Here is a 26,072-nt window from a genome sequence, read left to right as displayed (position 1 = left end):
CGTCGTCGATCATGCGGGTCACTGCTCCACCATGTGGATGAAGTCCCGCTCGTGCCGCTCCGCGTTCCGAGTGCACAGGTACCCGATCAGCACCAGGAACGGATAGACCAGCACGCCGAGCAGCAGCCACGTCACCCGGAAGCCCAGTACCTCCAGGTAGCCGATCGCCGGCACCGCCCAGAACAGCAACGGCAGCCCCAGCAACACGGCCGCCACCACCCCGGTCAGCACCAGCGCGCTGCGCAACTGCACCTTCACCAGGTGCCGGACCAGCACCTCGCCGACGCTGGTCTGCTCCTCCAGCTCCATGATGGTGCGCGCGACCTGCCGGGTGCGGCGGTCGGCGAGCACCACGCGCTTGCGGCGCGGCCGGGGCGTGCCATCCCCCAGCCGCGCCCGGATGTCGAAGCCGTGGTCCGGGCTCATCCCGGCGAACCGCGGTTCACTGCTGGCCCCAGCCCTGCCGCGGCGCCCGGACCAGCCGGTCCTTCAGCTCGCGGGTGTGCCGGCGGCTGACCGGCAGTTCCTTGGGCGGCCCGCCGCCGAGCACCACCGAATACCCGGACGACGACATGCGCAGCTCGGTGACCAGCGGTAGCGACACCAGGAACGACCGGTGGATGCGTAGGAAACCGGCTTCCGCCCAGCGCTCTTCCAGCTGCGCCAACGGGATTCGCACCAGGTGCGAGTCCTCGGCCGTGTGCAGCCTGGCGTAGTCGCCCTGCGCCTCGACCCAGCGCACGTCCTTGCGGGGGATCATCCGGGTGGTGCCGGCGAGCTCGACCGGGATGACCTCGTCGTCGGCCGCCGGGGCCTCCAGCGCGCGCGTGCCCTTGGCCGCCTGGGCCTTGTTCTTCTCGATCGTGCGCAGCGCGCGGTCGATGCGTTCGGCGTTGGCCGGCTTCATGATGTAGTCCAGCGCGCCGACCTCGAACGCCTCCAGCGCGTTCTCCTCGTGCCCGGTGATGAACACCAGGGCCGGTGGATTGCGGAAGGCGGTGAGCACCCTGGCCAGTTCCATCCCGCTCAGCCCGGGCATCGAGACGTCCGCGAATACTGCGTCCACAATGGACTCGTCGCCGTCGCGCCGCCCGATCAGCTCGGGGTCGTCGCTGCGCAGCAGGCGCAGCGCCTCGGCCGCGTCGAACGCGGTCAGCACCCGCCCGACCCGCGAGTTGCTGCCGAGCAGGTACTTCATCTCATCCAGCCCCGCCATCTCGTCGTCGACGGCCAGAACGACGAGCCCCGCTGGATTTTCTCGTGTACTCACTGCAACGCCATATCCTGCCGCGCCCACGGCGCACTGTGTCCATGATCGAGTATCGGCTCCCACCCGCCGGAGCGGCCCCCGGCCACGCCAGTCGCCGAGTGAGGTCAGTCACGCCTGCCAACCAAACTAGTTGCTAACGGAGAGCACAGGACAGCAGGGGGTGCACAGCGCGAAATTCCGCTCAACAGCAACGTTTTTAGCCTGATCAGCCTATTGCATAGGGCTGAACGAGTGACTTCGTTTGCAACAAGATCGACGCAGTGCGATCACACCGATTACCCTGTGTTCGCAAGGGATTTGTCAAGATCAACTCGTGGCCCCGACCGGGTCCGTGAGTACTTTTGGATGCTCCATAGCGCCCAAAGTACTCGCGGCCGCTGATCCCCCTTCAGCTTCCAGGAAGTACGGCCGCATCTCCCGAAGGAGCGCCCTTCGCGGTGATCTCCGCGGAGGCTGTTCGGCAAGGGGTTGCCTCGAGGTCGGTAGGGCGGGTTCTTGTCTCCGAAGCGGTGCGGCCGCTTGGCCCACCCCCGCAGCCGGCGCCGCCGCAGGTTCTCAACAGTGCTTGCGGGGGACACCCCGCACCCCGAGCTTTTCCCAAGAGGACAGCCCCGACGCGACGTAATGGACCACGTGCGCCGGGGATCCCGGGGTTGAGAAGGCCGCTAAGGTTCCGCCACCCGCACCACCAAGCAAGGCGAGTCCGGAAACAGGTTCAAAGCCCGAAGCGGTTCCACATGGCGCGGTGCTCCAGCGCCTCCACGGCGGCCAGCACGGAATCCGCACCGCTGCGGCCGAAGCCGACCGACGACGCCATGCCCAGCCGGGCCAGCAGCGGCTTGCGCGGCTCCACCGTCAGCAGGTGCGCCTCCGGGAACTTCTGCTTCACGATGTCCCGCAGCGTGCCCAAACCGTCGACCAGACCGAACTTCTCGGCCTTCGTGCCGGTCCAGATCTCGCCGGAGAAAAGGTCGTCGTCAGAGCCGTTCAGCTTGCCGCCGCGGCGCTTGCGCACCCAGGCCCGGAACTGCTCGTGCAGCTCGTCCTGCAGTCCGCGCAGCCACCGCACGTCCTCTTCCTTCTCCGGGCCGAACGGGTCGAGCCGTACCTTGTGCGTGCCGGCGGTGTGCACCCGGCGCTCCACGCCGAGCTTCTCCAACAACCCGGTGAGCCCGAAGCTGGCGCTGACCACGCCGACGGAACCGACCAGCGACGTCGGGTGCGCGTAGATCTCGTCGGCCGCGCAGGCCAGCCAGTAGCCGCCGGAGGCCGCGACGTCCTCGCAGAACGCCAGCACCGGCACCTGCTTCTCCTCGGCCAGGCCCCGGATCCGGTCGGACACCAGCGCCGACTGGGTCGCCGACCCGCCCGGCGAGTTAATCGACAGCACCACGGCGCTGAGCCGGTCGTGCCCGAACGCGCGGGTCAGCGCGGATTCCACGGTCTGCAGCGAAATCGTCGACCGGCTCATCGGCGACGGCGTCGGCGTGATGACGCCGTGCAGCTTCACCACGGCGACTACCGGCCCGCGCTCGGCGCGCTCGGCGAGCTTGCCGGGCAGCTTCGAGGACAACTTCCCGGCCAACATGTCGGTGAACTTCTGCGGCGCCTTCTCGTCCATACCTCGACGTTACCGGCTCAGCTGCGGCCCGGCCGCCAACCCGACGGCCGGCTCGTCGATCACCTGCGGCGGCACCGGCCGGACGCCCGGCGCGAACTTCGGCACCCGCATGATGACCTTCATGCCCGCGCCCCGCTCGGTCTCCACGACCAGGCCGTAGTCGTTGCCGAAGGTCGCCCGCATCCGGTTGTTGATGTTGCCGAGCCCGACGTGCGCGCCGGTCAGGTGCGCGTTGGCCAGTTCCGCGTCGAGCAGCTCCGGGTCCATCCCGATGCCGTCGTCGTCCACGCTGATCAGCGCCTCGGTGCCGTTGTCCTCGGCGATCACCGCCACGGTGCCGCCGCCAGGCTTGTTCGCCAGTCCGTGCCGGACGGCGTTCTCCACCAGCGGTTGCAGCGCCAGGAACGGCACCACCACCGGAAGCACCTCCGGGGCGATCTTGAGCCGCACGTTCAGCCGGTCCGGCCCGAAGCGGGCGCTCTCCAGCGTGAGGTAGCGGTCGATGTTGCGGATCTCGTCGGCCAGCGTGGTGTAGAGCCCGCTGGTGCGGAACGAGTAGCGAGTGAAGTCGGCGAACTCCTGTAGCAGGTCCCGCGCGTGCTCCGGGTCGGTGCGGATCAGCGAGCCGATGGTGTTCAGCGCGTTGTAGATGAAGTGCGGCGAGATCTGCGCCCGCAGCGCGCGTACCTCGGCCTTGGCCAGCCGCTCCTTGGACTCCTGCAGTTCGGCCAGTTCCAGCTGGGTCGACACGTGGTTGGCGACCTCGGCGGCCGCGCGCAGCAGCCGCTTGCGGTCGCCGTCCGCGACGATGGTCAGCGCGCCGCGGCTTTCGCCGTCGACCTCCAGCGGCACCACCACGGCGTGCCGCATCGGGCAGGGCCGGTGGTCGCAGATCACGTCGCCGTGGTCGAGGAACTCGCGCTTGCCGGTGCGCAGCACCTGCTCGATCTTGGGCCGCAGGTCGGCGTAGTGGTAGTTAACCTCGCCGTCCCAGCTCAGCAGGGTGCCGTCGGCGTCGACGATGCCGACGGCGACGCACGCCAGCAGCGCCCGCAGGTGCGGCGCTGTCTTGTCGGCGGATTCCTGGTTCAGCCCGGCCCGCAGGTGGGGGGCCGCACTGGTCACCCGGTGCAACGCCGACAGCGTGGCGTCCTCTGCGGAGGTGCTCACCCGTCGCGCCCGGCACAGCAGCACGAACATGCCGAGCACGGCGAGTGCGGCGAGCGTGGTCAGGACCGTCCGCTCAGTCAACATCTCGGGCACAACATCAATCTTCACGGCCGCCACCCATGGAATCAAGGCGACTACGCTCAGTGCACCGTTTCCGTCGATAAGCGGTACCTCACTATTCCATTCAGCGGAAAGTAATTACTCGACCAGCGGCAACGTCCTGTGCACAACCGGGCCAGTTGTCCACAGGCTGTGGATAACTACTTCAGCAATCGGGACAACCGGCGGTCCGCCAACGGCTTGCCGCCAGTCTGGCAGGTCGGGCAGTACTGCATCGACCGGTCCGCGAAGGACACCTCCCGGACCGTGTCGCCGCACACCGGGCACGGCAACCCCGCGCGCCCGTGCACCCGCATCCCCGACCGCTTCTCGGCCTTCAGCCGCGCCGCATCCTGCTTCAGCGAACGCTGCACGGCATCCCGCAAGATCTCCTGCACGCTGCTGTGCAGCCGTTCGACCGTGGCGGCGTCGAGCTTGCCCGCCGTCGCGAACGGCGACAGCTTCGCGGCGTGCAGGATCTCGTCCGAGTAGGCGTTACCGATCCCGGCCAGCACGGACTGGTCGGTGAGCAGCGTCTTGATCCGCTCGGTGCGCCCCGCCAGGACCTCGGCCAACCCGGCCGCGTCCAGGCCCAGCGCATCCGGCCCTAGCTTCGCGATCCCCGGCACCTCCGCGGGCGAAGCGACGACCCAGGCCGCCAGCTTCTTCTGCGTGCCGGCCTCGGTCAGGTCGAAACCCGCACCGCCCAGGTGCACCCGCAGCGCGATCGGCCCCTTGCCGGGCTTCGGCGGCACCGGCGACAGGTTGTCCGACCAGCGCAACCAACCGGCCCGCGCCAGGTGGCACACCAGGTGCAGCCCGTCGCAATCGAGATCGAGGTACTTGCCATGCCGCACCGCACCGGTGACGGCACGACCGTGCAGCTCCGTCCACGGCGGGCTGGCGGTCTTCAACACGCTCATCGACGCCACATCGATGCGCGCCACGGTGCGGCCCACGGCGTTGTCGCGGAGGTGCTGGGCCAACGCCTCCACCTCGGGAAGTTCCGGCACCGGTCCAGTGTGCCAGCGAAAGTTGTTCTGACCTGCTCGAATGCCCCGACTTTTGAGGCAGATTCGTTCCACCTGGACACCGCCGCGATCACCCGCGCTCGAACCCGTACCACTCCAATCAGCGGTGCCTAAAGCAGTACGAACGGTGGCTCTACGACAACGGGCACTAAGACGGCGTGTTGCGGGAGAAGCTGCGCCGCGACCAGTTCATCGCCAAGGGCAAGGGCATGGCCTTCCACATCTCCCAGTACGCCCCAACCAAATGGACTGCGCACGGCCGCTACTACTGGCGGTGGTAACCGCGCAAAAACGGAAGCGCCCGCCCAGTACCAGATCTACCGGGCGGGCGCTTCTTTGTTGTGGGTCAGGCCTCGAACCTGCCGCCCTTGATCGCGGCGACGAACGACGACCACTGCTCGCGGTTGGCGGTGAAGTATCCAGCGGCGCGGTTCTTGGTGTCGCGCACCGCGGCGCCGTCACCAACGCGCCCGACCTCGACGCATGCAGTCTGCTGCGCCGAGTAGGACGCCTTCCGCCACCCCGTCGGGTGGGTCGGGTGTACCGTCATAGAGTCTCCTCGATCTTGTCGATGCAGGTGGCGATGAAGTCGGCCGTCTCTTCCGCAGCCATCGCCGCCTGCCGGACAGTACCCAGGGCTTCCGCGTAGGTGTTCACCACTCCGGGCGACGACAGGAACACTCCTGAGGCCAGCGTTTCAAGGTGCACGATCGGCGAGGCGTCGCCGAACTCGAACATGATGAAGTGCCCGGCATACAACGGTATCCACGCGTGCCGGTGCGATGGGATGACGCGGATCGTCACGTTCGGCAGCTCACCCATCCGCAGGAGGTGACGCAGTTGGTCGCCGTGGTGCTCCGGCGCGCAGACTGGATCGAGCACCACGTGTTCCAAAATGAGCGCTTCGAACGCGGGACCGGTGCGGCGGGTCAAGACATCGCGCCTGGCCGCGCGCATCCCGATCTTCGCTTCGCGTTCGCTCACGGGCAGACCGGCCATGACGGCGCGGGCGTAGTCCGTGGTTTGCAGGATTCCCGGAATGAGCAGCGGTGCCGCTTCGATGATGCTGGTGGCGGTGCGCTCGTACTCGATCAACGTCACGAGTTCTTCGCGCACACCCGGTATCCCCGGACGTAGCCAGTTGGGTTCGTCAACGGCGCGGGCCATCTCGACAAGCCGTTCCCGCTCCGGGCTGGATATCTCCAGCCCCGTCAGGATTCTGGTCACGTCGTCGACCGTGATGGACCGCGCGCCTGACTCGGTGCGGTTCACCCAGCCGTGAGATTTGCCGATTCTGCGTGCCAGCTCGCGTACGCCGACCTTGCTGTCTTCACGGAGTTTCCGCAGTTCAGCGGCGAGCGTGCGCGCCTTGGGGCTTCCCGCTGTGGATCGGGCCATGAACCACATCGTACGGATTGCATGAACATATGAGTCCGCCGATCGGGGTATTGCTCATTGTCTCGCAATCCAGCACTGTGGATCGCGAGACACCGATCCAGTTGTGACCACGGTACCGCGCGTGGACACGCCCCCGGCTACAAGGTGGTGCCCGATGTACCGACCGCATCCGTTCAGTTGGGTTCCCGGTGCTGAGCAGCGGCACGCGACCATCGACGACCGCCCGCCCGGTGGATGGCGAGACGGCGAGACAGTCACGACGTTGTGCGACCTGTCCATCCAGGCCGAGACGAGTGAACTGGCGTGGCTTTGGGACACGTGCCCAGACTGCAACGCGGCGGCGCACGTGCTCGCCCAATGCCCCATGCCACCGCCGGCGGGTGCGCGATGAGCGCCGAGCACGCCCACATCGGGCGCATGATCCGCGCAACGGTGTTGATGCTGGGTTACGCCGCCGACGACGTTGAGCGCGGCCGCTGGAGCGACGACGAAATCCGGCAACTCGGCGACCAGCTCGCGATGGTGACCGCTGCGCTGCGCGGTGACGGAAAGCCGCCGGAACCGCTTGTTATCGACCTATCGGAGGCAAAGCGATGATCGCCGCGATGGTCGCGAGTGGCCTGCTCGGCGTTGGCGGGCTCGCGCTGTGGGCGACGTTCTACTACGCCCCGGCACGGCACGCCGGTAGCGGCGAGGGTGCGCTGACGGTTGCCTATCTGGTCGCGCGGGTGGAGGCCGAGACGTGCGGGCATGGCCGGCATCGGCTCCGCGAGCCGGTCGTAATGCGCGGCGATCTGGCCGATGCGCTCGCCCTCGAGGAAACCCGGATGCTGCCGCTGGTCGAGACCGGTCTGCCGCTCGATGACCGGGAAGCGATGGCACGGCACCCCGGAATGCTGCGGCGGCTGCTCGCCGCCCTGCAAAACCTGTAGACCCGGCTCGGTGCCGTGAATCCCCCGACCGGCACCGGACCGTTCGGCGGGGGTGCATCGCCCCTCGGTGCACCCCCGCCGATTCCAAACTCCCCAGCGCGGCAGTCACCCGCTCACAGCATTGCGGCGACAGCCACCCGCCTAGACGAGTAAGTCCAAATTCCTGCGGGCATGAGGCGACGGCGTCCATGATCCGTTACCGATTGTCCCTGCGGTGCCTGGGTGCTCCAGAAAACCAGTCTCACCAGGGCAATCCGCGCTATCGAACAACGCCTGGCCGCGCCATGGCGGGAAGCAGCGGGGGCGTGTTCGCGGCTATGCGGTTCGCGACGAGCGTTTCGGTAAGCAGAGAACACCCGTGAGTGTTTTTGGGTGCTATGGCACCCAAAAACACTCACGGGTGTTCTTCCGCCAGCTCACCCTAGGCTAGCTAGCCACATTTCTCCTTCGGGTCAATGGGCGTGGAACCACCCATTACGTGATCAGATCACCACCGCGCTCGCCAACGCCCTCACACAGGAGACACCGTGACCACCACGACCGAAACCGAAGCCCTGCGGGCCCAACTCGTCGCCCAGCTTACCGACGACGGCTACCTACGAGACCCGGCATGGATCTCCGCGTTCAGCGAGACGCCCCGCGGGCTGTTCGTCCCGTACTACTTCGAACCGCGCAGCGACCGGCCGGGATGGCGGTTGCTGGAGCGCACCGACGAATGGCGTGACGGGGTCTACCGCAACGCCGCACACGTCACCCAGATCGGCAACAACCCGGACGCGCTGAACGATGCGCGGCGCGGTGAAACCGTCACCGGACAGCCAACCTCCTCCAGCTCGGCGCCGTCGCTGATGGCGCTCATGCTCGAAGCCCTCGACGTGCACGACGGGCACCGAGTGTTGGAGATCGGCACCGGCAGCGGCTACAACGCCGCCCTGCTCTGCCACCGATTGGGCAGCGAGCGCGTCGCCACCGTCGACGTCGACCCCGTGCTGGTCGACTTCGCCCGCGACCGCCTAGCCAAGCTCGGCCACGCCCCACAACTAGCAGCCGTCGACGGCCGCGACGGCTGCCCCGAGCACGCGCCGTTCGACCGGATCATCGCCACCGTCGGCGTGAAACGGATCCCGGCCGCGTGGATCGACCAGACCCGCCCCGGCGGGATCATCCTGGCCCCGCTGACCGTCGGAGGGCTGCTGGCCGTGCTCACCGTCGACCATGACGGCCGCGCCGAGGGCACATTCCTGCCGGACGCGGGCATGTTCATGCCCACCCGCGACAAGCAGATACCCGACGCCACCATCCCGCACCGGGACGCCGCCGCCACCGAACCCGAAACCACCAGCCTGGCCGTGGACGTCGCCGCAGGGCGAGAGTTCGAGTTCTTCGCCGCCCTGCACACTGGCCCCTACAGTCGGATCGGGTTCACCTCCACCGACGGCTCGCCGCCGGAAACCTGGCTCATCCGCCCCGACGGATCATGGGCCTGCCACACCACCCCAGAGCCCGGCCGCCACCTAGTTCGCCAAGGCGGCCCCGCCCGGCTGTGGGACACCATCGAGCACGCCCACCAGCAATGGCAAGCGCTCGGCAGCCCGGCCCGCGAACGCTTCGGCCTCACCATCGATGCCGGGAAACACCACGTGTGGCTTGACGAACCCCCAAACGAGGTCATCGACCTGTGACGCTCGGCTGAACCGCCAACGGCGAGGAAACGACAAACGCGCCCCCGTACCCGACCGGCGAACCGGAAGGATGCGGGGGCGATCGTGTTTGGTTCCCGGCCGCGACCAGGGGGTGGTGTGGCGGCCGGGCATTGGCGAGGCTACTCGACGGCCGAGCACGAGTCCATGTAGGTCGGGGCTGGGGCAGACCACGGCCGACAGACATCTTCAGAGACCGTGATCGAAGCCGCCGAAAACACGGCCTGACCTGCTAGCTTGCGGCCAGTCACCGACGTCCGCCTGCAACCATCGGAATCCGAAAAACAGCAGGTCAGAAGCTCTCCGGCATCGGTCCAGTGTGCCGCCCACCCCGGCGATTTCAATCGAAATCGCTACTCCACCGGCTGCAGGCCGCCGTTCATGTCCGGCTCCGCGTACAGCTCGATGTGCCGGGCCACCAAGGAGATCTCCTGGCGCACGTCGAAGAAACCGCGCACCACGCCCACCCAGGTCTCCGGCGGGTTCTCGTCGTGGTCGCCCGGGGTAGCCGCGGTGACCGTCCACGGGCGCCGCAGCACCCAGCGGACCGGGAAGAACAGCACGCCCACGATTAGCAGCAAAATCAGCCATTTCGGCACGTACACCTCGGCCGGCGTCCAAACCACGAACATCACGACCAGGAACAGGAACAGCGCGCCCATCAGGATCGCGGGCGCCGAACCCCCGTTGACGTCATGCTCGAACTCGTCCGCCGCGATCGGGTTGGACCACTCAAGGCTCGCCTTGATCGTCCACTCCCGGCCGTCGGAACCCCGCACCACCCGGTTCATCGTCGCCTCCCCGCCCACCCGGGCTGGTCGCTTCGGAACATCGTCTCGCCACTCGAACACCGTCGGTCACCGACCGTGGAGCAACGGTACCGCGTGCGTCATGGACCCGACGGGTGATAGTCGAGCCCAGAACGGTCCCATTGTCGATCATGAGCGGCGTCCGGCCAACCCCGAACCCGCCCCCGTCAAGCGCGGCGCAAACAGCCCGCGACCGGTAGCTCCGCCGCCTGCTGGTAAGCCTCCCGCAATCCGCGGCGCGCCCGATGCGCCAGCACCGCCGTCGCGTTCGGGGTCAGCCCCAGCTGACCGGCGAGGCTGGCCGGCCGATGCCCCTCCACCTCGGTCCACCACAGGACCTCCCGCCAACGCACGGGCAGCCGGTGGAACGCGCGGGCCAGCAACTCCCCCTCAGCCTGCACGGACTGGTGATCGCGCTGCCGCGCCGCGTGCTCGCCCAGCTCATCGCCGTTCATCAGCTCGTCCCGGCGAGCCGCCGCCCACTCCCACAGCACCCGGCGCACCACCGTCGACAAGTAGGTGCGGATCGCATCGCGCGGCCCGTGCCCGGCCCGGACCGCGCGCAATGTGCGCAAGAACACCTCGGCGACCACGTCGTCGACGTCGATCCCGGGGTGCGGCATGCTCAACGCGAACCGCCGCACCACAGGCGCGTGCCGCCGGTACAGATCGCCATAGGCGAGATCATCCCCCGCCCGCAACCGCGCCAGCAGCACCCGGTCGTCCGGCAACGGCCCCCCGGCGACGTCCTCACCCATCCCCATGAACTCCCCCCAACGACCAGCCGCGGCGAAATACCGCGCGACAAGCGCAATCGCTACCGTGGACCCCCCGGACCACGCTGTCACCAGTCACCGCACGGAGGTCGCAGTGGATCTCGACGAAGCCCGCGAAGTGATCGGCAACCAGCACCGCGCCGTGCTCAGCACGCTCCGCGCCGACGGCACCCCCCAGATGACACCGGTGCTGACCACCACGGACAGCGCCGGACACGTCACTGTCAGCACTGTCGCTGGCGCAGCCAAGGTGCGCAACCTGCGCCGCGACCCCCGCGCGTGGCTGTGCGTCCTGCCAGACCAGTTCTTCGGCCGCTGGATCCAGGTCGAAGGCATCGTCGAGATCGTCGAGCTCCCCGCCGCGCTCCCCCTCCTGGAGGAGTACTACCGCCGCATCTCCGGCGAACACGAGGACTGGGCCGCATATCGCCAGGCCATGCAGGAAGAACACCGCGTCCTGCTACGCATCACCCCGACCCGGGCGGTCTCCTCCCCAACCCGATAGGGCCCCCTGGTGAACGGGCCCGCAACGATGGGCTAAAGTGGTTATCAACAGCCCAACAGGGCGCTGAATATGCGGATGTAGCGCAGCTGGTAGCGCATCACCTTGCCAAGGTGAGGGTCGCGGGTTCGAGTCCCGTCATCCGCTCGGAGCTGGGAGCCTTGTGTCGACTTCGTTCGACCTTGGCTCCTCGCCATTTCTTTGGGGGGAGCGACTCCCCCCAAACCCCCCTACGGTGCGGTGTTCCGGGTTCGTTGGCTCCTTGCGGTGAGGAGCGTTCCCTGGCCTGGTCGGTGACCAGCGGCCAAACGCGTCACCTTGACATCGTTGGTGCCCACGGAGCGGGGCCCCGGGCTTGCTGGCTCCCTTGCGGTGCGGGGGTGTTTCCTGGCCTGGTCGGTGACCAGCGGCCAAACGCGTCACCTTGACATCGTTGGTGCCCACGGAGCGGGGCCCCGGGCTTGCTGGCTCCCTTGCGGTGCGGGGGTGTTTCCTGGCCTGGTCGGTGACCAGCGGCCAAACGCGTCACCTTGACATCGTTGGTGCCCACGGAGCGGGGCCCCGGGCTTGCTGGCTCCCTTGCGGTGCGGGGGTGTTTCCTGGCCTGGTCGGTGACCAGCGGCCAAACCCGTCACCTTGGCTTGTGTCGTTCTCTACGCGTCGTGAGTGGGCTTTTTGGCTGTTGGTTGGTTTTGGGTTTAGGTTTCTAGGCGGAATCCTATTTTCAGGGTTACTTGGTAGTGGGCCAGTTCGTTGTCTTCCACGTGGCCCCTTACGTTTTCGACCTCGAACCAGTCAATGTTCCTCAGGGTTTGGGAGGCTCTGGCGATCGCCTTTTTTATTGCGTCGTCCACTCCTTTCGTTGATGTGCCCACTACTTCTGTTACCCGGTACACGTGGTCCGTCATGGGTTGATGGTTCTTGTATTGCCGGGGTCTTGCAAGTTGGTGTTGTTGCCGATCAGGGGGCGTTTGGTCTGGTTTGGTCGTCTTTTGGTCGGGTTTTGGGTTTGGTCGCTTGATCAGGTGGGGTTCTTGTTCCGGCTTCCCTCGAAGTTGGGAACCACTGGCTTCTTTGAGGTGATGCGGAAAGCGGGATTTCGGCCAATGTGATCTTCTCCTGGGCGGCATAGTCCACTTCGTCCACGGAGGTAGTTCCATGCGTCGTTTCATCGTCGGGGTGCTGTTCACGGGGTTGTGCGGATTGGGTTCCGCCGGAATCGCCGCGGCCGAGGAAGTGCCCTTCGATCCCGCCCCGCTCCTACAGCAGGTGACCAGCCAGGACGCCACATCCGGGCAGAACGGGACATCCGAACAGGGGGCCTCGGCATCCTCCTCGGCGCACTCCGACGACGGCAGCCCCGCGCAAGCCCACGCCCAGGGCCAGGACGCTCAAGGCCAGGACGGCTGAACGGCACGCCCGGAGCGGCTATTCGTGAAACCACGAGGACGGGGCCCGTGCCGGTTGACCGGCACGGGCCCCGTCCTCGTCCATCGAGTAGACCTTGCTCAGCGCTCGCCCGGAACGCCCAGGCCGATCGGGCAGGAGACCCCGGTGCCACCGAGGCCGCAGTAGCCGTTCGGATTCTTGGCCTCCGACAGGTACTGCTGGTGGTACGTCTCCGCGTAGTAGAAGGTCTTCAGCGGTGCGATCTCCGTCGTGACCTGGCCCAGACCCGCTTCGGCCAAGGCCTTCTGGAAGGCTTGCGCGCTCGCTTCCGCTTCGGCTTTCTGCTGGTCGTCCGCGTAGTAGATCGCCGAGCGGTACTGGGTGCCGATGTCGTTGCCCTGGCGCATGCCCTGGGTCGGGTCGTGGTTCTCCCAGAAGACCTTCAAGACCTGCTGGTAGCTGATCGCGGCAGGGCCGAAGACCACCAGGACGGCCTCGGTGTGGCCGGTCAAGCCCGAGCACACCTCTTCGTACGTCGGGTTCGGGGTGAAGCCGCCGGCGTAGCCGACCGCCGTCGACCACACGCCCTCGGTACGCCAGAAAGTGCGCTCCGCTCCCCAGAAGCAGCCCATGCCGACCACCGCGGTGGCGTAGCCCTCCGGGAACGGCGGCATGATGCGCCGGTCCGGGAACACCGCATGCGACTCCGCCACCGGGAGCGGGTTGGAACGGCCCGGCAAGGCCTCGGCCGGGTCGATCAACCTGGTCTTGTCACCGAAAAGCGCCATGCACCCGAGGGTACGCGTGCGCTACGGGCGGTCCTGCCGCTTGGGACGGACCGGCCGGGTCTCCTCCTCCGGCGTCGGCGGCGGTTCCGGGCGGGCGTGCCGACCACCGGTGCGGCGAACGGCCTGGCGGTCCACGGGGGTCCGGTCGAAGTCCAAGTCCCCGGACAGCCGCTTGGACAGCACCGAGTCCTCAGGCGGCACAGCGGGCGGGCCGACCGCCCACTGCTCGGCCGAGCGGCGGGAGCGGGCGGACGGCCGACCGAGCGGCGGCCCCGTGCCGTTCATGGGAAGCCCGTTGAGCCGGGCCGCGTTCGGGCCGTCAGCGCTGCCGTGCCGAGGCACGCCGTTAACGCGGTTGTGGTCGACCGGTGCGCCGTTCGGCGGGGTGGTCGCGCGGCGGAGCGGACGTGGCGGGCGGGTCTGGTCCGCGCCCGGGCGGACCGGGGTCAGCTTGGTCGGGGGTTCCTGGGCAGCGCCGTCGCGGTTGGGTGCCGGTGGGCGGGGCGGCGGTCGGCGCATGGTTGTCGCCCTGCGCGCCGCTCGGGGCTCGTCCGGATCGTCCAAGCGCGCCGCCCGGTCATCATCCCGTTCGTCGCGGTCCTCCGGTTCCAGGTCGTCGAAGTCGTCCGGATCCTCGGAATCGTCGAGGTCTTCCGGCTCGTCGAGGCCGTCCTCCGCCCGCTCTGGTTCCTTTTTCTTCGACGCCGGGGTGAGGTAGTGGCGCAGCTTCATCGTCGGTTCTTCGATGAACTTCCACGACAGCGTGCCGACGCAGTAGGCCAGCGGGGCGGCGCAGATCAGCATCAACCACTGGTTACGGATTCCGGCCATTGCCAGCAGCTGCTGGATCGGGAAACTCCACACGTACACGCCATAGCTGCCGTTGACCCACACGCCCGGCACCGTCAGCCGCGACGGCCAGAAGTGCCCGGTTACGACCACCGCGTAGCTGACCGCGAAGGTCATCCAGAACGACCCGGTGATGCTGTTGGGCATCAGCACCAGCAGCACCAGGCCGCCGCCGGCCGCCAGCGGCGAAAGCGGGACCCGGTACAGGTTGAGGACCACGCCGAAGGCGAAGGCGACCAGGAACGCCACCAGCGACTCGACCGGCACGCTGAGGAACGAGCCCGCCGACTCCGAGCCCGGCAGTTCCTCCAGGTACCGGTCCCACGTGATGATCCCGATCAGCGCCACGACCGCCAGCCAGCGGTACTTGTGCTTCCCCGCGCCGAGCAGCAGCAACGCGTAGAGGGCGGCGTAGGCCAGCAGCTCCATCGGCAGCGTCCACAACGACCCGTTCACCGCGTTCGGCCACGGGTTGTTCACGAACACGCCCGGCAGCTCGTGCCTGAGCGTGAGCAGACCGGCGTTGTTGACGACGTAACCCCAGGTGCCGTTGGCCGCGAAGTAGTCGCCGACGGACAAGGTCGTGATCATCGGGCCGATGATCAGCGCCATGGTCAGCGAAACCGTGAGCATCGGCGGCCACAGCCGCAGGATGCGCTTCGCGGCGAACCTGAACGGGTGGGGATCCCGGATCCAGCTCTCGGTGATCTGGAAGCCACTCATCGCGAAGAAGCCCATCAGGACGCCCTCGTCGGGCTGCACCGGCCAGTCCGCCGGGAACAGGTCGCCCGTTCCGGCCAGCGGCGAGCTGTGCCCGTAGATGACCGCGAGCGCGCCGATCATGCGGATCCAGGCGAACCCGTGGTTCGGCTCGGCGAACCACTCCGGGTGAGTGTGGACGACCCGCACGTCACCCACCCAGATCACCCCATCAAGTCATGTCCCCGGCCAGAGAAGTCAACGCTGGGTAGCCTAGCTCGGGACAACATGGTTGTGGACCTATTACCTTCTCGTAGCCCGCTCCGGCCAGACTCCGAGTCGGATCGTTATCCGGCCGGTGCCCCCCGTTCCCCCTTGCGGGTGCCAGAATGGCGGTCGATCGCAATTGGGGGCGTTCGCAAACCCGGGAAGGGCTCATCGGTGACCTGGCAAGACGAGCTGCAGAATCTCGACGCCGAACTCGCGGCGGGGCGGATTTCCGCTGAGGAGTACCGCCAGCGGCGAGACGCCGTGCTCGGTCGGGCCCAGAATGGACAGAACGGGCCTTCCTCGGGCGGATTCCCGCAGCAACAACCACAGGCGAGCACGCCATCCGGCGAGTTTCCGCAGCAACCGCAGGCGGGGCCGCCGCCCGGTGGATTCCCGCAGCAACAACCGCAGGTGGGGCCTTCCTCGGGCGGATTCCCGCAGCAGCAGCCGCAGGCAGGCCCGCAGTCCGGCGGATTCCCGCAGCAGCCCAACCCGTTCCCGCCGGCGTTCAGCTGGGCAGACGCTGCCGCTCAGGCCACCCCGCAGCAGCAGCCGCAACAACAAGGTCGTGCGGCCGAAGATGCAACGCAGGTCGTGCTCAACCCGCTTTTGCAGGGGCAGCCGCAGGCCCAGCCGCCGAGAGACTCCGAGAGCACCCAGGTCGTCAACCTCGGCCAGCAGCCGCAGTGGGCCCAGGCGCAGCAGCCGCCGCAGCCGCAGTGGGGGCCGCAGCAGGGTTGGGGTGCCGTCGAAAGCACCGGCACGCCCTGGGGCGATGACCTGCCGGCGACGCCGGACCACGGCGACGCGTCGTGGATGCGCCAAGGCCCCGAGGTGTTCGAGTCCGCGAGCAAACCCGGCAAGGGCAAGCTGATCGCCGGGCTGTCCATCGGCGGCGTGCTGCTGGTCGGCGTGATCGTCGCCGGGATCCTCTACTTCACCTCCAGCAGCGGCAACGCGCCGACCGAGCCGACCGCAGCGCCACCGCCGCCCCCGGTGCAGACTCAGGAGCTGCCCGCGCCGCCGCCCGCGAGGGCGAACCCGCCGGCCGGCTCGCAGGAGACACTGGTCACGGTGTCCGGCCCGGCACACCCGTGGAGCGGGGCGCTGGACCTGCCGAGCCTGCAGGGTGCCAAGGGCGGGCTGCTGCAGCCGAAGACAGTGCTCGACTCCGCGATTCAGGGCGGGTTGGTCGACGGCTGGTTCAACGGCACCGAGGGCGCGACCCCGAAGAAGACGCTGCTCGCGCTGCAGATGCCCAACTCCGACGCTGCCAAGGGCGTGGTCGACAAATACCTCGCCGCCCAGCAGGGTCTGTCCGAAGTGGACAAACTGTCTTACCAGGGTGTGAAGGTGGTCAACACCGGCGGCACCTTCCGAACCGCCTACGTCGCGCACAACTGGGCGATCATCATCGACGTCAGCGGCTCGTCGGACCAGAAGGCGGCGGCGCAGGAGACATTCAAGTCGGTCCTCGACCAGCAGGTCAACCACCTGCCGCCGACGGTCCGCGACTGACCCGAACCGACGTCCCCGCAATTTCAATGGAAATCGGACCTTCGATTTCAATGGAAATCGGACCTTCGATTTCAATGGAAATTGCGGGGGACCGGCGCGTCGGGGCCCGACGCGCCGGGGTGTGTCGGGATCAGGCCTCGTAGTCGGTGGTGGCGAGCAGGTCGCCGAGGGCCGCTCGGGAGACGTCCGGGCCGAACTGGGCCGCGATGCCCGCCTTGCCCGCCTCCGCCAGCCGCTGCCAGGCGTCGTCGTCGGTGAGCAGCCGGACCGCCGCCTCCGCCAGTCCCTCCGCATCGTCGGCGACCAGCACGTGCTCGCCGTTCACCAGATGCATGCCCTCGATCGCCACCGTCGTGCCGACCACCGGCACCCCGAGGCTGAGGCTCTCGCCGACCTTGCCCTTGACGCCGGCGCCGAACCGCAGCGGCGCGAGGGTCACTCGGCTCGCCGCGTACTGCGGCTCCAGGTCGGCGACCCAGCCGTGCACCTGCACGCCCCGCCCGGCCAGCTCCCGGACCTCGTCGGTCGGGTTGCTGCCGACGACGTGCAGCACCGCGTCCGGGCACTTCTCCCGCACCAGCGGCATGATCTCGCGCACCGCCCAGCGCACGGCGTCGACGTTCGGCGGGTGATCGAAGCTGCCGACGAACAGCAGGTCCTTGCGCCCGTCCGGTTTCGCCGGGCTCCAGTCGACCTCGTGCACGTTGGACAGCACCCGCACGTCGGCGTCGGGGACCAGCTCGCGCAGCAGAACCCGCTCGGCCTCGGACACCACCAGTGTGACGTCGCAGGAACGGGTCAGTCCGAGTTCCATCTGCCGCGACGCGAAGGCCTTGCGCCGCAGCGCTTCCGCCCGCGCCGGGTCGCCCTGCTGCTCGGCGACCTCGGCCTGCCGCTCCAGCCGGAGGAAGTGCACGTCGACGGTGTCGTAGGCGATGACCGCCTGCGGCGCGCAGGTGCGCAGCTCCTCGACCAGGCTCCACGCGACCTGCGGGCGGGACAGCAGTGCCAGCGAGATCTCCGAGCCCGCCTCGTGCAGGAACGCCTGCTGCAGTTCGGGTTCGGGCAGCACCGTGACGCCGAGCTGCTGCAGCTGCGTCGTGTAGGGCTCCAGGCGCGCGTGGTTGCCGGGGAAGAACACCACCCGGCAGCCGAGCCGCACGAACTGCTCCAGCACGCGGCGGATCCGCACGGAACCGGAGTCGAAGTCCGGGCGTGGCACCTGGTGATCCTTCACCAGCACGATCGGCCCGTGGTGGCCGCGGGTGCCGCGTTGCCGCGCGAGCCAGAGGTTGCGCGGCGAGGCTTGCGGCAGGTGTTCGGCGGCCAGCGTGTCGGCCCACTTCTCCACGAATACCTTGCGGTTGAGCTCCTGGTGTTTCTTCACCCCGGTGCTGAGGTCGGTGCCGTTGGACACGCCTTCGTGGTGCACGACGACGGCCTTCGGCTGCACCACGGTCCGGTAGCCGGCCGCGCGCACCGCGAACGCCAGGTCGGTGTCTTCGTAGTAGGCGGGCGCGTACCGGGTGTCGAAGGCGCCGACCTGCCGGAACACGTTGGTGCGCACCAGGATTGCCGCGCCGGAGCAGTAGTCGACGTCGCGCACCACGTTGAACTCGGCGCCGCCGGGCTCGGTGTTGCGGCCGTAGTTCCAGCCGTTGCCGTCGGACCACACGATGCCGCCGCACTCCTGCAGCCGGCCGTCCGGGTAGACCAGCTTGGCGCCGACGAGCCCGATGCGTTCGTCACCGCGGATCGTGTCCATCAGGATGTCCAGCCAGGACTCGGTGACCTCGGCGTCGTTGTTCAGGAAGAACAGGTATTCGCCGCGCGCGTGCTCGGCGCCGAGGTTGCAGGCGCCGATGAACCCGAGGTTGCGTTCGGCGCGCACCAGCCGGACACCTTCGCAAGCGGCGAGCTTCTCGGCGCTGTCGTCCGGTGAGGCGTCGTCTACGACGATCACCTCGAACGGCACGGACACCACATGCCCGCCGAGGAACCGCAGGCACTGCCGGGTGTAGGGCCACTTGCCGTGCACCGGAACGATCACGCTAACCAGCGGTTTGTCGCTGTGCGGCACGGGAAGCGGACCGGTCTCGACCGCCTCCTCGGCCTGCGGCACGCCGGGCTTGCGCCCGAGCGCGATCTCGTACGCATCGCGCCGCGCGGTGCCGCGCGGCGCTACGCGCTCGACGACCTTCCGGTACTTCGCCACAGCGCGCTGCACCAGCGCGGAGTTCTGCGCCGCCAGCTCCGCGTTCGCTGCGCCGAGCTCCGCCGCTTGCCGCTCGGCGTCCGCTACGCGTCCTTCGAGCCGCGCGACGGTGTCGCGCAGCCACTCGATGCGCGCAGCGTCGCGCTCCGCGCTCTGCTGGCTCTCGTGCAGCTCGCCGCCGACGCGGTCCAGTTCGGCTCGCAGCTTCGCCTGCTCGCGGACGCCCTGGTCGGCGCGCTGCTCTTCGGCTTTGCGCAGTTCTTCGAGCCTGCTGATGGTGCTCTTGAGCTCTTCGGACTCGACGCGGCTGCGCTGGTAGAGCTCGTGGAGCTTGGCCACGTCCGCGACCGCCGCGTCGCGTTGTTCGATTATCGGCGTGACGTCGCCGCCGCGGCGGATGAGCGTGAGGTCGGCGTCGGTCAGCAGCGCGGCGGCGGGCAGCTTCGGCAGGTGCTTGTCGGAGGCGATGCCCAGCAGGTAGGTGTGCGGGACGCCTTGCCGGACGGCCCATTCGCCGTCGCGCCCTTCGATCGTCTGCAGCCGGACGCCTTCGATCGCGGTGTCCGGGTCGCCGTGGTCGGCGGGGGTGAGCAGCGATCCGACGGTGACGTTCTGCTTTAGCACGGCCACGTGCCGGAACGCGTCCTCCAGCAGCGTTTCGTACTGCTTCGCGGTGAGTTCCTTGACGTGATAAGGGTTGTCGTTGCCGTGCTCGTGCGAGTAGACCGCCGTGTCGGGGGTGCTGCTCAGGAACAGTCCACCTTGGACGAGCCGGGACCTGACCAGGCTCAGGATGGCGTCGTGGTCCTCGACGTGCTCGATCGCCTCGAAGCAGACGATCACGTCGAAGGGCTTGGCGTCGGCGAGCAGTTCGGGGTCGGTGATCGAGCCGACCTGGAAGCTGACGTCGCGGCTGCCGTAGTTGTGCTGAGCGTGTTCGACCGTGGTCGGGTCGATGTCGACGCCGACCACCTCGGCTCCTTCGGCGGCCAGCAGCGCCGCGCCGTAGCCCTCGCCGCAGGCGAGGTCGAGCACCCGCTTGCCGCGCACGAAGCGGGCTGCGAGGGCGTAGCGGTGGTAGTGCTCGTAGACGACCTGAACGTCGTCGGTCCACGGCACACAGCGCTCGCCGGTCCAGTCGATCAGCCGCTTGTCCATCCGGTTCCTCACCGCGTAGAAAATCCCACAGCAGGCTAGCGCCCCGATCGGGTGACTCGTCGCCGGTTCGGCTTTTTGTGGCGCCGTGCGGCCGTGGACGGCTCGGTCGCAGTTTCAATTTCCGCCAAGACGGGCGTCAGCGTGCGGAAGCTGCGGTACCACGACGAGCAGCAGCCGCTCGCCTCGAAGCGCAGCCCCGGCGGGCAGCGGACGTATCCGGAGAGCGTGGTCGAGCGCGACCGCATCAACCGGCAGATCAGCGGTCTGGTGAGCACCCGGGACAGGCTCGACGACACCATCGGCAGACCACCACCGCCTGGCGCACGGGCGGCCCTGCCCCCAGCCCGGCCGCTGAACGGTGCTGGTCAGGGGCGGTAGCGGAGGATGGCGGCCGTTTCGCCGCCGCCCGGGATGTCGTCGCGGCGCACGGCGAGGACCCGGCCGCCGGTGAGCCAGACCCGGCGGGCGATCTCGTCCACCACGCCGTAGGACACGGCGTCGTCGGCTTCCTCGAACGTCACCGCGCCCGCCTCGTCGATGAAGCCCGGCACCGCGTTGTCGATGTCGACGAAGACCGTGTCGACCGCGCCCATGGTCGCATGCCGGGCCACGTCGGCGATGTCGGCGACCGTCCGGCCCTGCCCCGTGCGCCGCTCGAACAGCCGATGCAGCTCGCGCAGCCGCTCGGCGTGCAGGTCGTCGAGGACGTCGCGGGCCACCGACGCCAGCTCGCGGTCGCTGCTCTCCTCCGGATTGCCGGTCAGGCCGACCGGGGCGAGCTCCGAAGCGGTGCTGACCGACCGGAAGATGCTCTGCAGCGGCTCGGTCGCGGCCAGGATCAGCGGCACGTCGCCGCGCAGCACCGGCCGCATCGCGCGGTCGACCTGGCGGGCGAACTGGCGCATCCGGAGCTTCTGTCCCTCGCTGCCCTGGAACCGGCGGCGCGGCAAGCGGTCGGTGACCGACTCCTTGCCCACCGAGCTGGCCACGTCCGCCGGCATCCCGGGCACGTCGACGATTACCGGGTCCATCTCGGGCACGACCTCCACCAGCCGCACCGAGTTCTGCGCGAGCGCCAGCACCAGCGCGGTCTGCGGGAAGGTGATCGAGCGCAGCAGCGGCTTGAGGTGGAACCGGTCGGACACCTCGACCGCCGCGTTCAGGTGGTTCGGCAGCCGGAAGGTGGTCAGCGCTTTCGGGGTGGCGAACAGCGCCAGGCTGCGGGCCTGGAAGCGCCAGAACTCCTCGTCATCGGCCAGGTCGGCCAGGTGTTCGGTGACCCCGGCGATGTCCTCCTTGGCGGTGCCCGCCCGCCGGAGCTGCTCGATCGCCTGCCCGGCGAGGTTCTTCAGCTCGATGCGCTCGGCGTCGCCGCTGGAGGCCGGGCCGGTCGGCACGTACAGCGAGACGCTGACCGGCTCGCGGGCGGTCAGCAGCGCATCGACCTGTGTCCGCGTCGGGATGTCGGTGTGCAGGATCGCCATCGGGGTCCTCTCAGGAGAAACGTCCGGACCAGCGACGCTACCGAGAGCTCGGGGAACCGGCAGGGCGACGGAGCTCACCCCGGGTCGCCCATTCCGGCGGGCCCGGACCTGCGGTTAGGGTGGGCGGCGTGAACTCGCACTGGCACCGCGTTCTGCCGCCGCCGTCCCGCTGACGGGCGGCGAACCTCCAGCACCCCGACGCCACCGCAGTTTCAATTGAAACTGCCCGGGGTCCCTGTGACGCGCGCCCGTTCGACGAGTCCTGCTGGTTTCGCGAACGGAAGAGTTCACTGTGTCCGATCAATTGCTCACCGCACCCGCTCGTGCCCGGAGCTTCCTCTCCGGCCCGCTGCCGGTGCTGCTCGCGGCCGTCCTGTGGGGCACCACCGGAACCGCCGCCAGCTTCGCCCCGGCCGGCGCGAGTCCGCTGTCGATCGGGGCCGCCACCATGGGCATCGGCGGCATCCTTCTTCTCGCCGTCGCCGGGCGGTCCGCGCTGCCCGTGCTGCGGTCCGGACGGACCGGGCTGCTGGTCGTGGGTGCCCTGGCGGTGGCGGTCTACCCGCTGGCGTTCTACTCCTCGATGGCGCTCGCCGGGGTCGCCATCGGCACCGTCGTCACGCTCGGCTCGGCGCCGGTGTTCGCCGCGATCCTGGAACGCGTCGTCGACGGTGTCCGGCTGGACCGCCGATGGGCGCTGGCCGCGGCGGTTTCGGTGCTCGGCCTGCTGTTGATCACGGGCGGCGGCGAGGCCGGTGTTGGCACTGATGCCGTGCTCGGTGCGCTGCTCGGCTTGCTCGGCGGCGCCGCATATGTCGTGTACTCGTGGGCGGCCGCGCGGATGATGCGCGGCGGACACGGGTCGCGCGCGGTGATGGGCGCGATGTTCGGCACCGGCGCTGTGGTGCTACTGCCGGTTCTCGCGTTCACCGGCGGCCCGCTGTTCGGTTCCGCGTCCGGGCTGGTGGTCGCGGGCTACCTCGCGGTGATCCCGATGGGCTTGGCGTACGTGCTGTTCGGCGCCGGTCTGCGCCGCACGTCTACCAGCGTCGCGACGACGCTGAGCCTGTTGGAGCCGGTGGTGGCGGCGCTGCTGAGCGTGCTCGTCGTCGGAGAACGGCTGGGCGTCGCGTCGTGGTGCGGCGTCGGTCTCATCGGCGTCGGGCTGGTGCTGGTCAGCACCCGCCGCTGAGGACTTGTACACAGCTGTGGATAACTTTCTCCACAGCTGTGCACAACTAGTCGCACGAACGGGTGTTTTCGCACTTGAAACCCCTGTTGACGCAGTTGTCCACAAGCTGTGGACAACTGCGTCCCCAAAGATGAAATGCGTCTCGTGGACGGTTCACGCACCGCTGAGCAGCGGGACAGATCGTGGACCATGAACTGCCACCAGGACACCGCGGAACGGGTCCGCACCGACTATGTGACTTCTGATGCACCGCGTCGCCGACAATGTCCCCTGCATCAACCCACGCGGTTGATCACGCTTCACCGGCGGTTGAGCTTCCTGTTGACGCGACAACTATCGTGATCACGACGGCCTTTCCGCATCGGGCGCGACCGGGTAGGAAGCCGTGTCGAGGAAGACCAGTTCTTCGCCGAGCAGGCCGCGAAGGATGGATTTTATGCTCGCGCGCAATGCCCCCTCCGCGATCGGATCGATGATCGCCGCCAGGCTCGGCATACCGAGATCGAAGTGCGCGGTAAACCTGACGACCGTGTCGGATCCGAACTCGTCAACTGCCCACTCGCCGTCGAAGCGTTCAAAGTCTCCGTCGAGTTGCCAGAACGTGATAGTCCTGGCGGAGTGGTCGATCTGGTCTCGTTCCGACCAGCACAGGATGCCGTTGCGAAACGTGACCGCCCATTCCGAATCCTGGGTGCCTTCCTGCCTTGCGGTGACGGTGACGCTGCGGACCTCATCGGTTTGATCGGCGAAGCGCTCGGTGTCGCAGAGCACGGAGAAGACAGTGTCAGCGTCGGTCCCAATGGCGCCTGGCACAAGCGACTCAACCGTAACGGTCGGCATATCAGGGGATTCCTTCCAAAACAGCGTTGGGTGGGCATCGGCGCGCGAGGGTTTCCGCGGCTCGGGTAACTGCCTCAAGAAGCCAGTGAACGTCCTCGGAAGTCAGGACCGCCGGCGGGGTGAAGCGCAGCACCCGATGCGCGTTCAGTGAATGGTTGACGAGCACTCCGTGGTCGAGCAGTTCCATCAGCAGTTCACCCGTGACTTGCTCGTTGACCAGCTCCACTCCGATCAGCAGGCCCAGTCCGCGCACGTCGGTGATCAGGTGACCGCAATGGTGCAACAGGATTCGGCGTAACTCCTGGAGCAGGTACTCGCCCAACTCGCTAGCCTTGGTGACGAGGTTTTCCGCAACGACCACACGGATCGCTGCCTCGGCGGCTGCGGCAGCGATCGGCGACCCGGCGAATGTCGACGTGTGCAGGAACGGGTCGCGGTTGAACGGCGAATACGCCTCTGCTGTGGCGACCATGGCCGCTACGGGCACGACTCCCCCGGAAAGGTTCTTGCCCACCAGGAGAATGTCAGGGGTGACCGACTCCCTGTCCGCGCCCCACCAGTGACCAAGCCGGCCCAGTCCGGTCTGCACCTCATCCAGGACGAACAACGCCCCGTACTTCCGGCACAGCTGCGCGACATCGCGCAGGTATCCGCTCGGCGGAACAACGACACCGCCCTCTCCCTGCACCGGTTCCACCACCACGCAGGCCGGTGGCGCTGCGGCCAATGCCTCTTCCAGCGCCTGCGCGTCGCCGAAGGGAACGTGGTCAACGGAGGGCAGCAACGGCCGAAACGGAGCCTGGTAGAGCTCCCGGGCGGTGATGCTGAGCGCACCCATGGTCTTGCCGTGGTAACCGCCGACCGCAGAGATGAGGTGCGCATGCCCATGGGCACGTGCCAGCTTGATCGCGGCCTCGGTGGCCTCGGCTCCGGAGTTAACGAAATGCACGTAGTCCATACCGCTCGGGGCGACGCGAGCGAGCGTTTCGGCGGCACTGGCGACGGTGGGCTCCAGCATTAGCCGGGTGGTCAGCGGGTGCCGCCGAACCTGTTCCACCACCGCCTCTACCACCGTCGGGTGGGCATGGCCGAGGAGGAACACGCCGTATCCGCCGCAGTTGAGGTGCGTCTTTCCAGCAGCGTCGACAACTCGGCTGCCATGCGAGGACACTTCGGTCAGTCCGCCGGTCATGTCGGCCAGTCGGGCCCGCCCACGGGAGATGTGGCGGCGGTAGCGTTCCGACGTCTGCCGTGAACCGGAGTGCTGGGTGCCATGACCGCTCATACCGTCGCCCCGGCAGCTGCGGCGGGGACAAGGCGTTTGGTACGGGCGAAAAAGCGCACTGAAGTGCGGAAGGCAGACTCGAACCACTCTGCCGAGGGCAGCGTCAATGCTGCCGGGTTACCGGGAAGGGCGCCGAAGGAAGTCGGGAATGGCTCGGCACCGGCGAACAAAGCGGCCATGGCCAGCAGGTCATCAAACTGCTTGCGTGCGGACGGAGAAAGAACATCGGTCAACACCGGGCGGATCAACCGATCCACCATGTCCGGCGATACCAACCGCGGCGGCGTGACATCGATGCCCGACTCCTCGGCCACGGCCACGCATTGGTCGACGAACCGCCTGGAGGTCAGCGCGTGGGGCCCCGCAGTCAACCAGTACTCGCCGCCACGCACATCCGCGTCCACCAACGCCCGCAGCCCGGCAGCGAGAAGGTCCTGCGGTATGACGTCCACCAGCTCTTCAGGTGCGAACGGAAGAAGCGGAAACTTGCTCCTGAGGATGCCTGCGGCGACCAGGTGGACACCCTGGAAATTGGCCATGGCGCCGGTTACCGAATCACCGACCACCACCGAGGGGCGGGCGATCACCACGGGGACTCCCGAGCCGCGAAGCAGCTCTTCGGCTTCTCGCTTGGAGTCGAGGTAATTTTCGGGGCGAGCCGCCCCCTCGGACATTAATCCCTGTGCCGACCGGGTGAGTTCGCTACGCGCCACGAACGCGGTGCTCACGTAGATGACCCGGGCCTGCGCGTCAGCAGCGAACTCCAGGACTCGCTTCGTGCCGACGACGTTGAGCTGGTGCGCGGCCTCGGCTCCAGCGCCGAAGTCAGTCTTCGCGGCGCAGTGCACCACAGTGTCCACCTGGGACACCAGCCTCTGGTATGTGAGCTCATCGAGCCCCAGGAACGGTTGGGTCACATCGCCGATCACCGACTCGGAGTCAATTTTGGCGCGATGAGTCAGACTGATAACCCTGTGGTGAGCCAGCGCTGGGCGCAATGCCGTGCCGACCACGCCAGAAGCGCCAGTCAGCAGCACGAACTTGGGTTGCGACATGCCGGTCTCCTCGAATTGCCGT

27 protein-coding genes and 1 tRNA gene are annotated in these 26,072 nt (G+C 68.1%); 11 read left to right on the top strand and 17 right to left on the bottom strand.

Annotation, left to right across the window (positions count from 1 at the left end):
• Positions 1-18 precede the first annotated feature (18 nt).
• The 5 genes from FDZ84_RS12405 to FDZ84_RS12385 form a co-directional block, all read right to left on the bottom strand.
• Positions 19-426 (bottom strand): hypothetical protein, encoded by a 408-nt coding sequence (locus tag FDZ84_RS12405; RefSeq protein ID WP_168586024.1) that lies wholly within the window; start codon positions 424-426, stop codon positions 19-21.
• Between the two features lie 16 nt (positions 427-442).
• The gene (locus FDZ84_RS12400; protein WP_246869162.1) at positions 443-1,216 is read right to left on the bottom strand and encodes a LytTR family DNA-binding domain-containing protein; all 774 of its coding nucleotides are present in this window, start codon (positions 1,214-1,216) and stop codon (positions 443-445) included.
• A 769-nt stretch (positions 1,217-1,985) separates the two neighbouring features.
• Positions 1,986-2,891, bottom strand: a complete 906-nt coding sequence (locus tag FDZ84_RS12395; RefSeq protein WP_168586022.1) for a S49 family peptidase — start codon at positions 2,889-2,891, stop codon at positions 1,986-1,988.
• Positions 2,892-2,900: 9 nt separating this feature from the next.
• Entirely contained in the window at positions 2,901-4,163 is a 1,263-nt protein-coding gene (locus FDZ84_RS12390) for a histidine kinase (protein WP_371812887.1), read from the bottom strand.
• 158 nt (positions 4,164-4,321) lie between these two features.
• Positions 4,322-5,173, bottom strand: a complete 852-nt coding sequence (locus FDZ84_RS12385; RefSeq protein WP_168586021.1) for an Fpg/Nei family DNA glycosylase — start codon at positions 5,171-5,173, stop codon at positions 4,322-4,324.
• 176 nt (positions 5,174-5,349) lie between these two features.
• Between FDZ84_RS12385 and FDZ84_RS39985 the strand changes: the two genes are divergently transcribed.
• The gene (locus tag FDZ84_RS39985) at positions 5,350-5,472 is read left to right on the top strand and encodes a hypothetical protein (RefSeq protein ID WP_256413682.1); all 123 of its coding nucleotides are present in this window, start codon (positions 5,350-5,352) and stop codon (positions 5,470-5,472) included.
• Between the two features lie 65 nt (positions 5,473-5,537).
• On the opposite strand, the gene FDZ84_RS12380 is transcribed toward FDZ84_RS39985, so the two are convergent.
• Complete coding sequence (locus FDZ84_RS12380) at positions 5,538-5,741, bottom strand: DUF397 domain-containing protein (RefSeq protein ID WP_168586020.1); 204 nt, start codon at positions 5,739-5,741, stop codon at positions 5,538-5,540.
• Positions 5,738-6,589, bottom strand: a complete 852-nt coding sequence (locus FDZ84_RS12375) for a helix-turn-helix transcriptional regulator (RefSeq protein WP_168586019.1) — start codon at positions 6,587-6,589, stop codon at positions 5,738-5,740. Before FDZ84_RS12375 ends, FDZ84_RS12380 begins: the two co-directional genes overlap by 4 nt.
• A 154-nt stretch (positions 6,590-6,743) precedes the next feature.
• On the opposite strand from FDZ84_RS12375, the gene FDZ84_RS12370 reads away from it, so the two are divergent.
• From FDZ84_RS12370 to tgmC, 4 genes are all read left to right on the top strand, one after another.
• The gene (locus tag FDZ84_RS12370) at positions 6,744-6,980 is read left to right on the top strand and encodes a zinc finger protein (RefSeq protein WP_168586018.1); all 237 of its coding nucleotides are present in this window, start codon (positions 6,744-6,746) and stop codon (positions 6,978-6,980) included.
• Entirely contained in the window at positions 6,977-7,186 is a 210-nt protein-coding gene (locus tag FDZ84_RS12365) for a hypothetical protein (RefSeq protein WP_168586017.1), read from the top strand. Before FDZ84_RS12370 ends, FDZ84_RS12365 begins: the two co-directional genes overlap by 4 nt.
• Entirely contained in the window at positions 7,183-7,521 is a 339-nt protein-coding gene (locus tag FDZ84_RS12360; protein WP_168586016.1) for a hypothetical protein, read from the top strand. Before FDZ84_RS12365 ends, FDZ84_RS12360 begins: the two co-directional genes overlap by 4 nt.
• 527 nt (positions 7,522-8,048) lie before the next feature.
• Complete coding sequence (tgmC, locus tag FDZ84_RS12355) at positions 8,049-9,203, top strand: ATP-grasp peptide maturase system methyltransferase (RefSeq protein WP_168586015.1); 1,155 nt, start codon at positions 8,049-8,051, stop codon at positions 9,201-9,203.
• 371 nt (positions 9,204-9,574) lie between these two features.
• On the opposite strand, the gene FDZ84_RS12350 is transcribed toward tgmC, so the two are convergent.
• Both FDZ84_RS12350 and FDZ84_RS12345 read right to left on the bottom strand, forming a co-directional pair.
• A complete protein-coding gene (locus FDZ84_RS12350; RefSeq protein ID WP_168586014.1) occupies positions 9,575-10,012 on the bottom strand; it encodes a DUF983 domain-containing protein in 438 nt (145 codons plus the stop codon).
• A gap of 185 nt (positions 10,013-10,197) precedes the next feature.
• Positions 10,198-10,788, bottom strand: coding sequence for an RNA polymerase sigma factor (locus FDZ84_RS12345; protein ID WP_168586013.1), 591 nt, complete (start codon positions 10,786-10,788; stop codon positions 10,198-10,200).
• A gap of 112 nt (positions 10,789-10,900) precedes the next feature.
• On the opposite strand from FDZ84_RS12345, the gene FDZ84_RS12340 reads away from it, so the two are divergent.
• Both FDZ84_RS12340 and FDZ84_RS12335 read left to right on the top strand, forming a co-directional pair.
• Entirely contained in the window at positions 10,901-11,311 is a 411-nt protein-coding gene (locus tag FDZ84_RS12340) for a PPOX class F420-dependent oxidoreductase (RefSeq protein WP_168586012.1), read from the top strand.
• Between the two features lie 71 nt (positions 11,312-11,382).
• A tRNA-Gly gene (locus tag FDZ84_RS12335) sits at positions 11,383-11,455 on the top strand.
• Between the two features lie 551 nt (positions 11,456-12,006).
• On the opposite strand, the gene FDZ84_RS12330 is transcribed toward FDZ84_RS12335, so the two are convergent.
• Positions 12,007-12,216 (bottom strand): dodecin, encoded by a 210-nt coding sequence (locus FDZ84_RS12330; protein ID WP_168586011.1) that lies wholly within the window; start codon positions 12,214-12,216, stop codon positions 12,007-12,009.
• Positions 12,217-12,466: 250 nt separating this feature from the next.
• Here FDZ84_RS12330 and FDZ84_RS12325 point away from each other — a divergent pair, with 250 nt between their 5' ends.
• Complete coding sequence (locus tag FDZ84_RS12325; protein ID WP_168586010.1) at positions 12,467-12,718, top strand: hypothetical protein; 252 nt, start codon at positions 12,467-12,469, stop codon at positions 12,716-12,718.
• 98 nt (positions 12,719-12,816) lie between these two features.
• Here FDZ84_RS12325 and msrA read toward each other — a convergent pair whose 3' ends face one another.
• On the bottom strand, positions 12,817-13,485 hold the full coding sequence (msrA, locus tag FDZ84_RS12320) for a peptide-methionine (S)-S-oxide reductase MsrA (RefSeq protein ID WP_168586009.1): 669 nt from the start codon (positions 13,483-13,485) through the stop codon (positions 12,817-12,819).
• Positions 13,486-13,506: 21 nt separating this feature from the next.
• Positions 13,507-15,252 carry an acyltransferase gene (locus FDZ84_RS12315; protein WP_246868962.1) on the bottom strand — a complete coding sequence of 582 codons (1,746 nt, stop codon included), beginning with the start codon at positions 15,250-15,252 and terminating at the stop codon, positions 13,507-13,509.
• 222 nt (positions 15,253-15,474) lie between these two features.
• Between FDZ84_RS12315 and FDZ84_RS12310 the strand changes: the two genes are divergently transcribed.
• Positions 15,475-16,821 carry a hypothetical protein gene (locus FDZ84_RS12310; RefSeq protein WP_168586007.1) on the top strand — a complete coding sequence of 449 codons (1,347 nt, stop codon included), beginning with the start codon at positions 15,475-15,477 and terminating at the stop codon, positions 16,819-16,821.
• Between the two features lie 130 nt (positions 16,822-16,951).
• Here the strand turns inward: FDZ84_RS12310 and FDZ84_RS12305 are convergent, their stop codons facing one another.
• Positions 16,952-20,194, bottom strand: a complete 3,243-nt coding sequence (locus FDZ84_RS12305; RefSeq protein WP_168586006.1) for a glycosyltransferase — start codon at positions 20,192-20,194, stop codon at positions 16,952-16,954.
• A gap of 51 nt (positions 20,195-20,245) precedes the next feature.
• Here FDZ84_RS12305 and FDZ84_RS12300 point away from each other — a divergent pair, with 51 nt between their 5' ends.
• Positions 20,246-20,572, top strand: coding sequence for a MerR family transcriptional regulator (locus tag FDZ84_RS12300; protein ID WP_371812846.1), 327 nt, complete (start codon positions 20,246-20,248; stop codon positions 20,570-20,572).
• Here the strand turns inward: FDZ84_RS12300 and FDZ84_RS12295 are convergent.
• A complete protein-coding gene (locus FDZ84_RS12295; RefSeq protein WP_210435527.1) occupies positions 20,560-21,678 on the bottom strand; it encodes a hypothetical protein in 1,119 nt (372 codons plus the stop codon). The two genes, FDZ84_RS12300 and FDZ84_RS12295, sit on opposite strands and share 13 nt — an antisense overlap.
• 292 nt (positions 21,679-21,970) lie before the next feature.
• On the opposite strand from FDZ84_RS12295, the gene FDZ84_RS12290 reads away from it, so the two are divergent.
• Positions 21,971-22,870 (top strand): DMT family transporter, encoded by a 900-nt coding sequence (locus FDZ84_RS12290; RefSeq protein WP_168586005.1) that lies wholly within the window; start codon positions 21,971-21,973, stop codon positions 22,868-22,870.
• A gap of 342 nt (positions 22,871-23,212) precedes the next feature.
• Here FDZ84_RS12290 and FDZ84_RS12285 read toward each other — a convergent pair whose 3' ends face one another.
• Genes FDZ84_RS12285 through FDZ84_RS12275 form a run of 3 tightly spaced genes read right to left on the bottom strand, consistent with a single transcriptional unit; the run spans position 23,213 to position 26,050 of the window.
• Positions 23,213-23,710, bottom strand: a complete 498-nt coding sequence (locus FDZ84_RS12285; protein WP_168586004.1) for a type II toxin-antitoxin system RatA family toxin — start codon at positions 23,708-23,710, stop codon at positions 23,213-23,215.
• 1 nt (position 23,711) lies between these two features.
• Positions 23,712-24,995 (bottom strand): aspartate aminotransferase family protein, encoded by a 1,284-nt coding sequence (locus tag FDZ84_RS12280; RefSeq protein ID WP_168586003.1) that lies wholly within the window; start codon positions 24,993-24,995, stop codon positions 23,712-23,714.
• Positions 24,992-26,050 (bottom strand): SDR family oxidoreductase, encoded by a 1,059-nt coding sequence (locus FDZ84_RS12275; RefSeq protein ID WP_168586002.1) that lies wholly within the window; start codon positions 26,048-26,050, stop codon positions 24,992-24,994. Before FDZ84_RS12275 ends, FDZ84_RS12280 begins: the two co-directional genes overlap by 4 nt.
• Positions 26,051-26,072: the final 22 nt, after the last annotated feature.

The organism is Saccharopolyspora sp. ASAGF58 (assembly GCF_012277335.1).
GTDB classification, from domain to species: domain Bacteria; phylum Actinomycetota; class Actinomycetes; order Mycobacteriales; family Pseudonocardiaceae; genus Saccharopolyspora; species Saccharopolyspora hattusasensis.
This window is presented reverse-complemented; position numbering and strand designations above follow the sequence as displayed.

Bases quoted from the DNA above. Each gene is read 5' to 3' on its own strand.
- FDZ84_RS12330 (WP_168586011.1), bottom strand. From the start codon at position 12,216: ATGACGGACCACGTGTACCGGGTAACAGAAGTAGTGGGCACATCAACG.
- msrA (WP_168586009.1), bottom strand. From the start codon at position 13,485: ATGGCGCTTTTCGGTGACAAGACCAGGTTGATCGACCCGGCCGAGGCC.
- FDZ84_RS12285 (WP_168586004.1), bottom strand. From the start codon at position 23,710: ATGCCGACCGTTACGGTTGAGTCGCTTGTGCCAGGCGCCATTGGGACC.
- FDZ84_RS12275 (WP_168586002.1), bottom strand. From the start codon at position 26,050: ATGTCGCAACCCAAGTTCGTGCTGCTGACTGGCGCTTCTGGCGTGGTC.
- FDZ84_RS12305 (WP_168586006.1), bottom strand. From the start codon at position 20,194: ATGGACAAGCGGCTGATCGACTGGACCGGCGAGCGCTGTGTGCCGTGG.
- FDZ84_RS12395 (WP_168586022.1), bottom strand. From the start codon at position 2,891: ATGGACGAGAAGGCGCCGCAGAAGTTCACCGACATGTTGGCCGGGAAG.
- FDZ84_RS12370 (WP_168586018.1), top strand. From the start codon at position 6,744: ATGTACCGACCGCATCCGTTCAGTTGGGTTCCCGGTGCTGAGCAGCGG.
- FDZ84_RS12400 (WP_246869162.1), bottom strand. From the start codon at position 1,216: ATGGCGGGGCTGGATGAGATGAAGTACCTGCTCGGCAGCAACTCGCGG.
- FDZ84_RS12365 (WP_168586017.1), top strand. From the start codon at position 6,977: ATGAGCGCCGAGCACGCCCACATCGGGCGCATGATCCGCGCAACGGTG.
- FDZ84_RS12380 (WP_168586020.1), bottom strand. From the start codon at position 5,741: ATGACGGTACACCCGACCCACCCGACGGGGTGGCGGAAGGCGTCCTAC.
- FDZ84_RS12350 (WP_168586014.1), bottom strand. From the start codon at position 10,012: ATGAACCGGGTGGTGCGGGGTTCCGACGGCCGGGAGTGGACGATCAAG.
- FDZ84_RS12375 (WP_168586019.1), bottom strand. From the start codon at position 6,589: ATGGCCCGATCCACAGCGGGAAGCCCCAAGGCGCGCACGCTCGCCGCT.
- FDZ84_RS12360 (WP_168586016.1), top strand. From the start codon at position 7,183: ATGATCGCCGCGATGGTCGCGAGTGGCCTGCTCGGCGTTGGCGGGCTC.
- FDZ84_RS12325 (WP_168586010.1), top strand. From the start codon at position 12,467: ATGCGTCGTTTCATCGTCGGGGTGCTGTTCACGGGGTTGTGCGGATTG.
- FDZ84_RS12345 (WP_168586013.1), bottom strand. From the start codon at position 10,788: ATGGGTGAGGACGTCGCCGGGGGGCCGTTGCCGGACGACCGGGTGCTG.
- FDZ84_RS12295 (WP_210435527.1), bottom strand. From the start codon at position 21,678: ATGGCGATCCTGCACACCGACATCCCGACGCGGACACAGGTCGATGCG.
- FDZ84_RS12280 (WP_168586003.1), bottom strand. From the start codon at position 24,995: ATGAGCGGTCATGGCACCCAGCACTCCGGTTCACGGCAGACGTCGGAA.
- FDZ84_RS12405 (WP_168586024.1), bottom strand. From the start codon at position 426: ATGAGCCCGGACCACGGCTTCGACATCCGGGCGCGGCTGGGGGATGGC.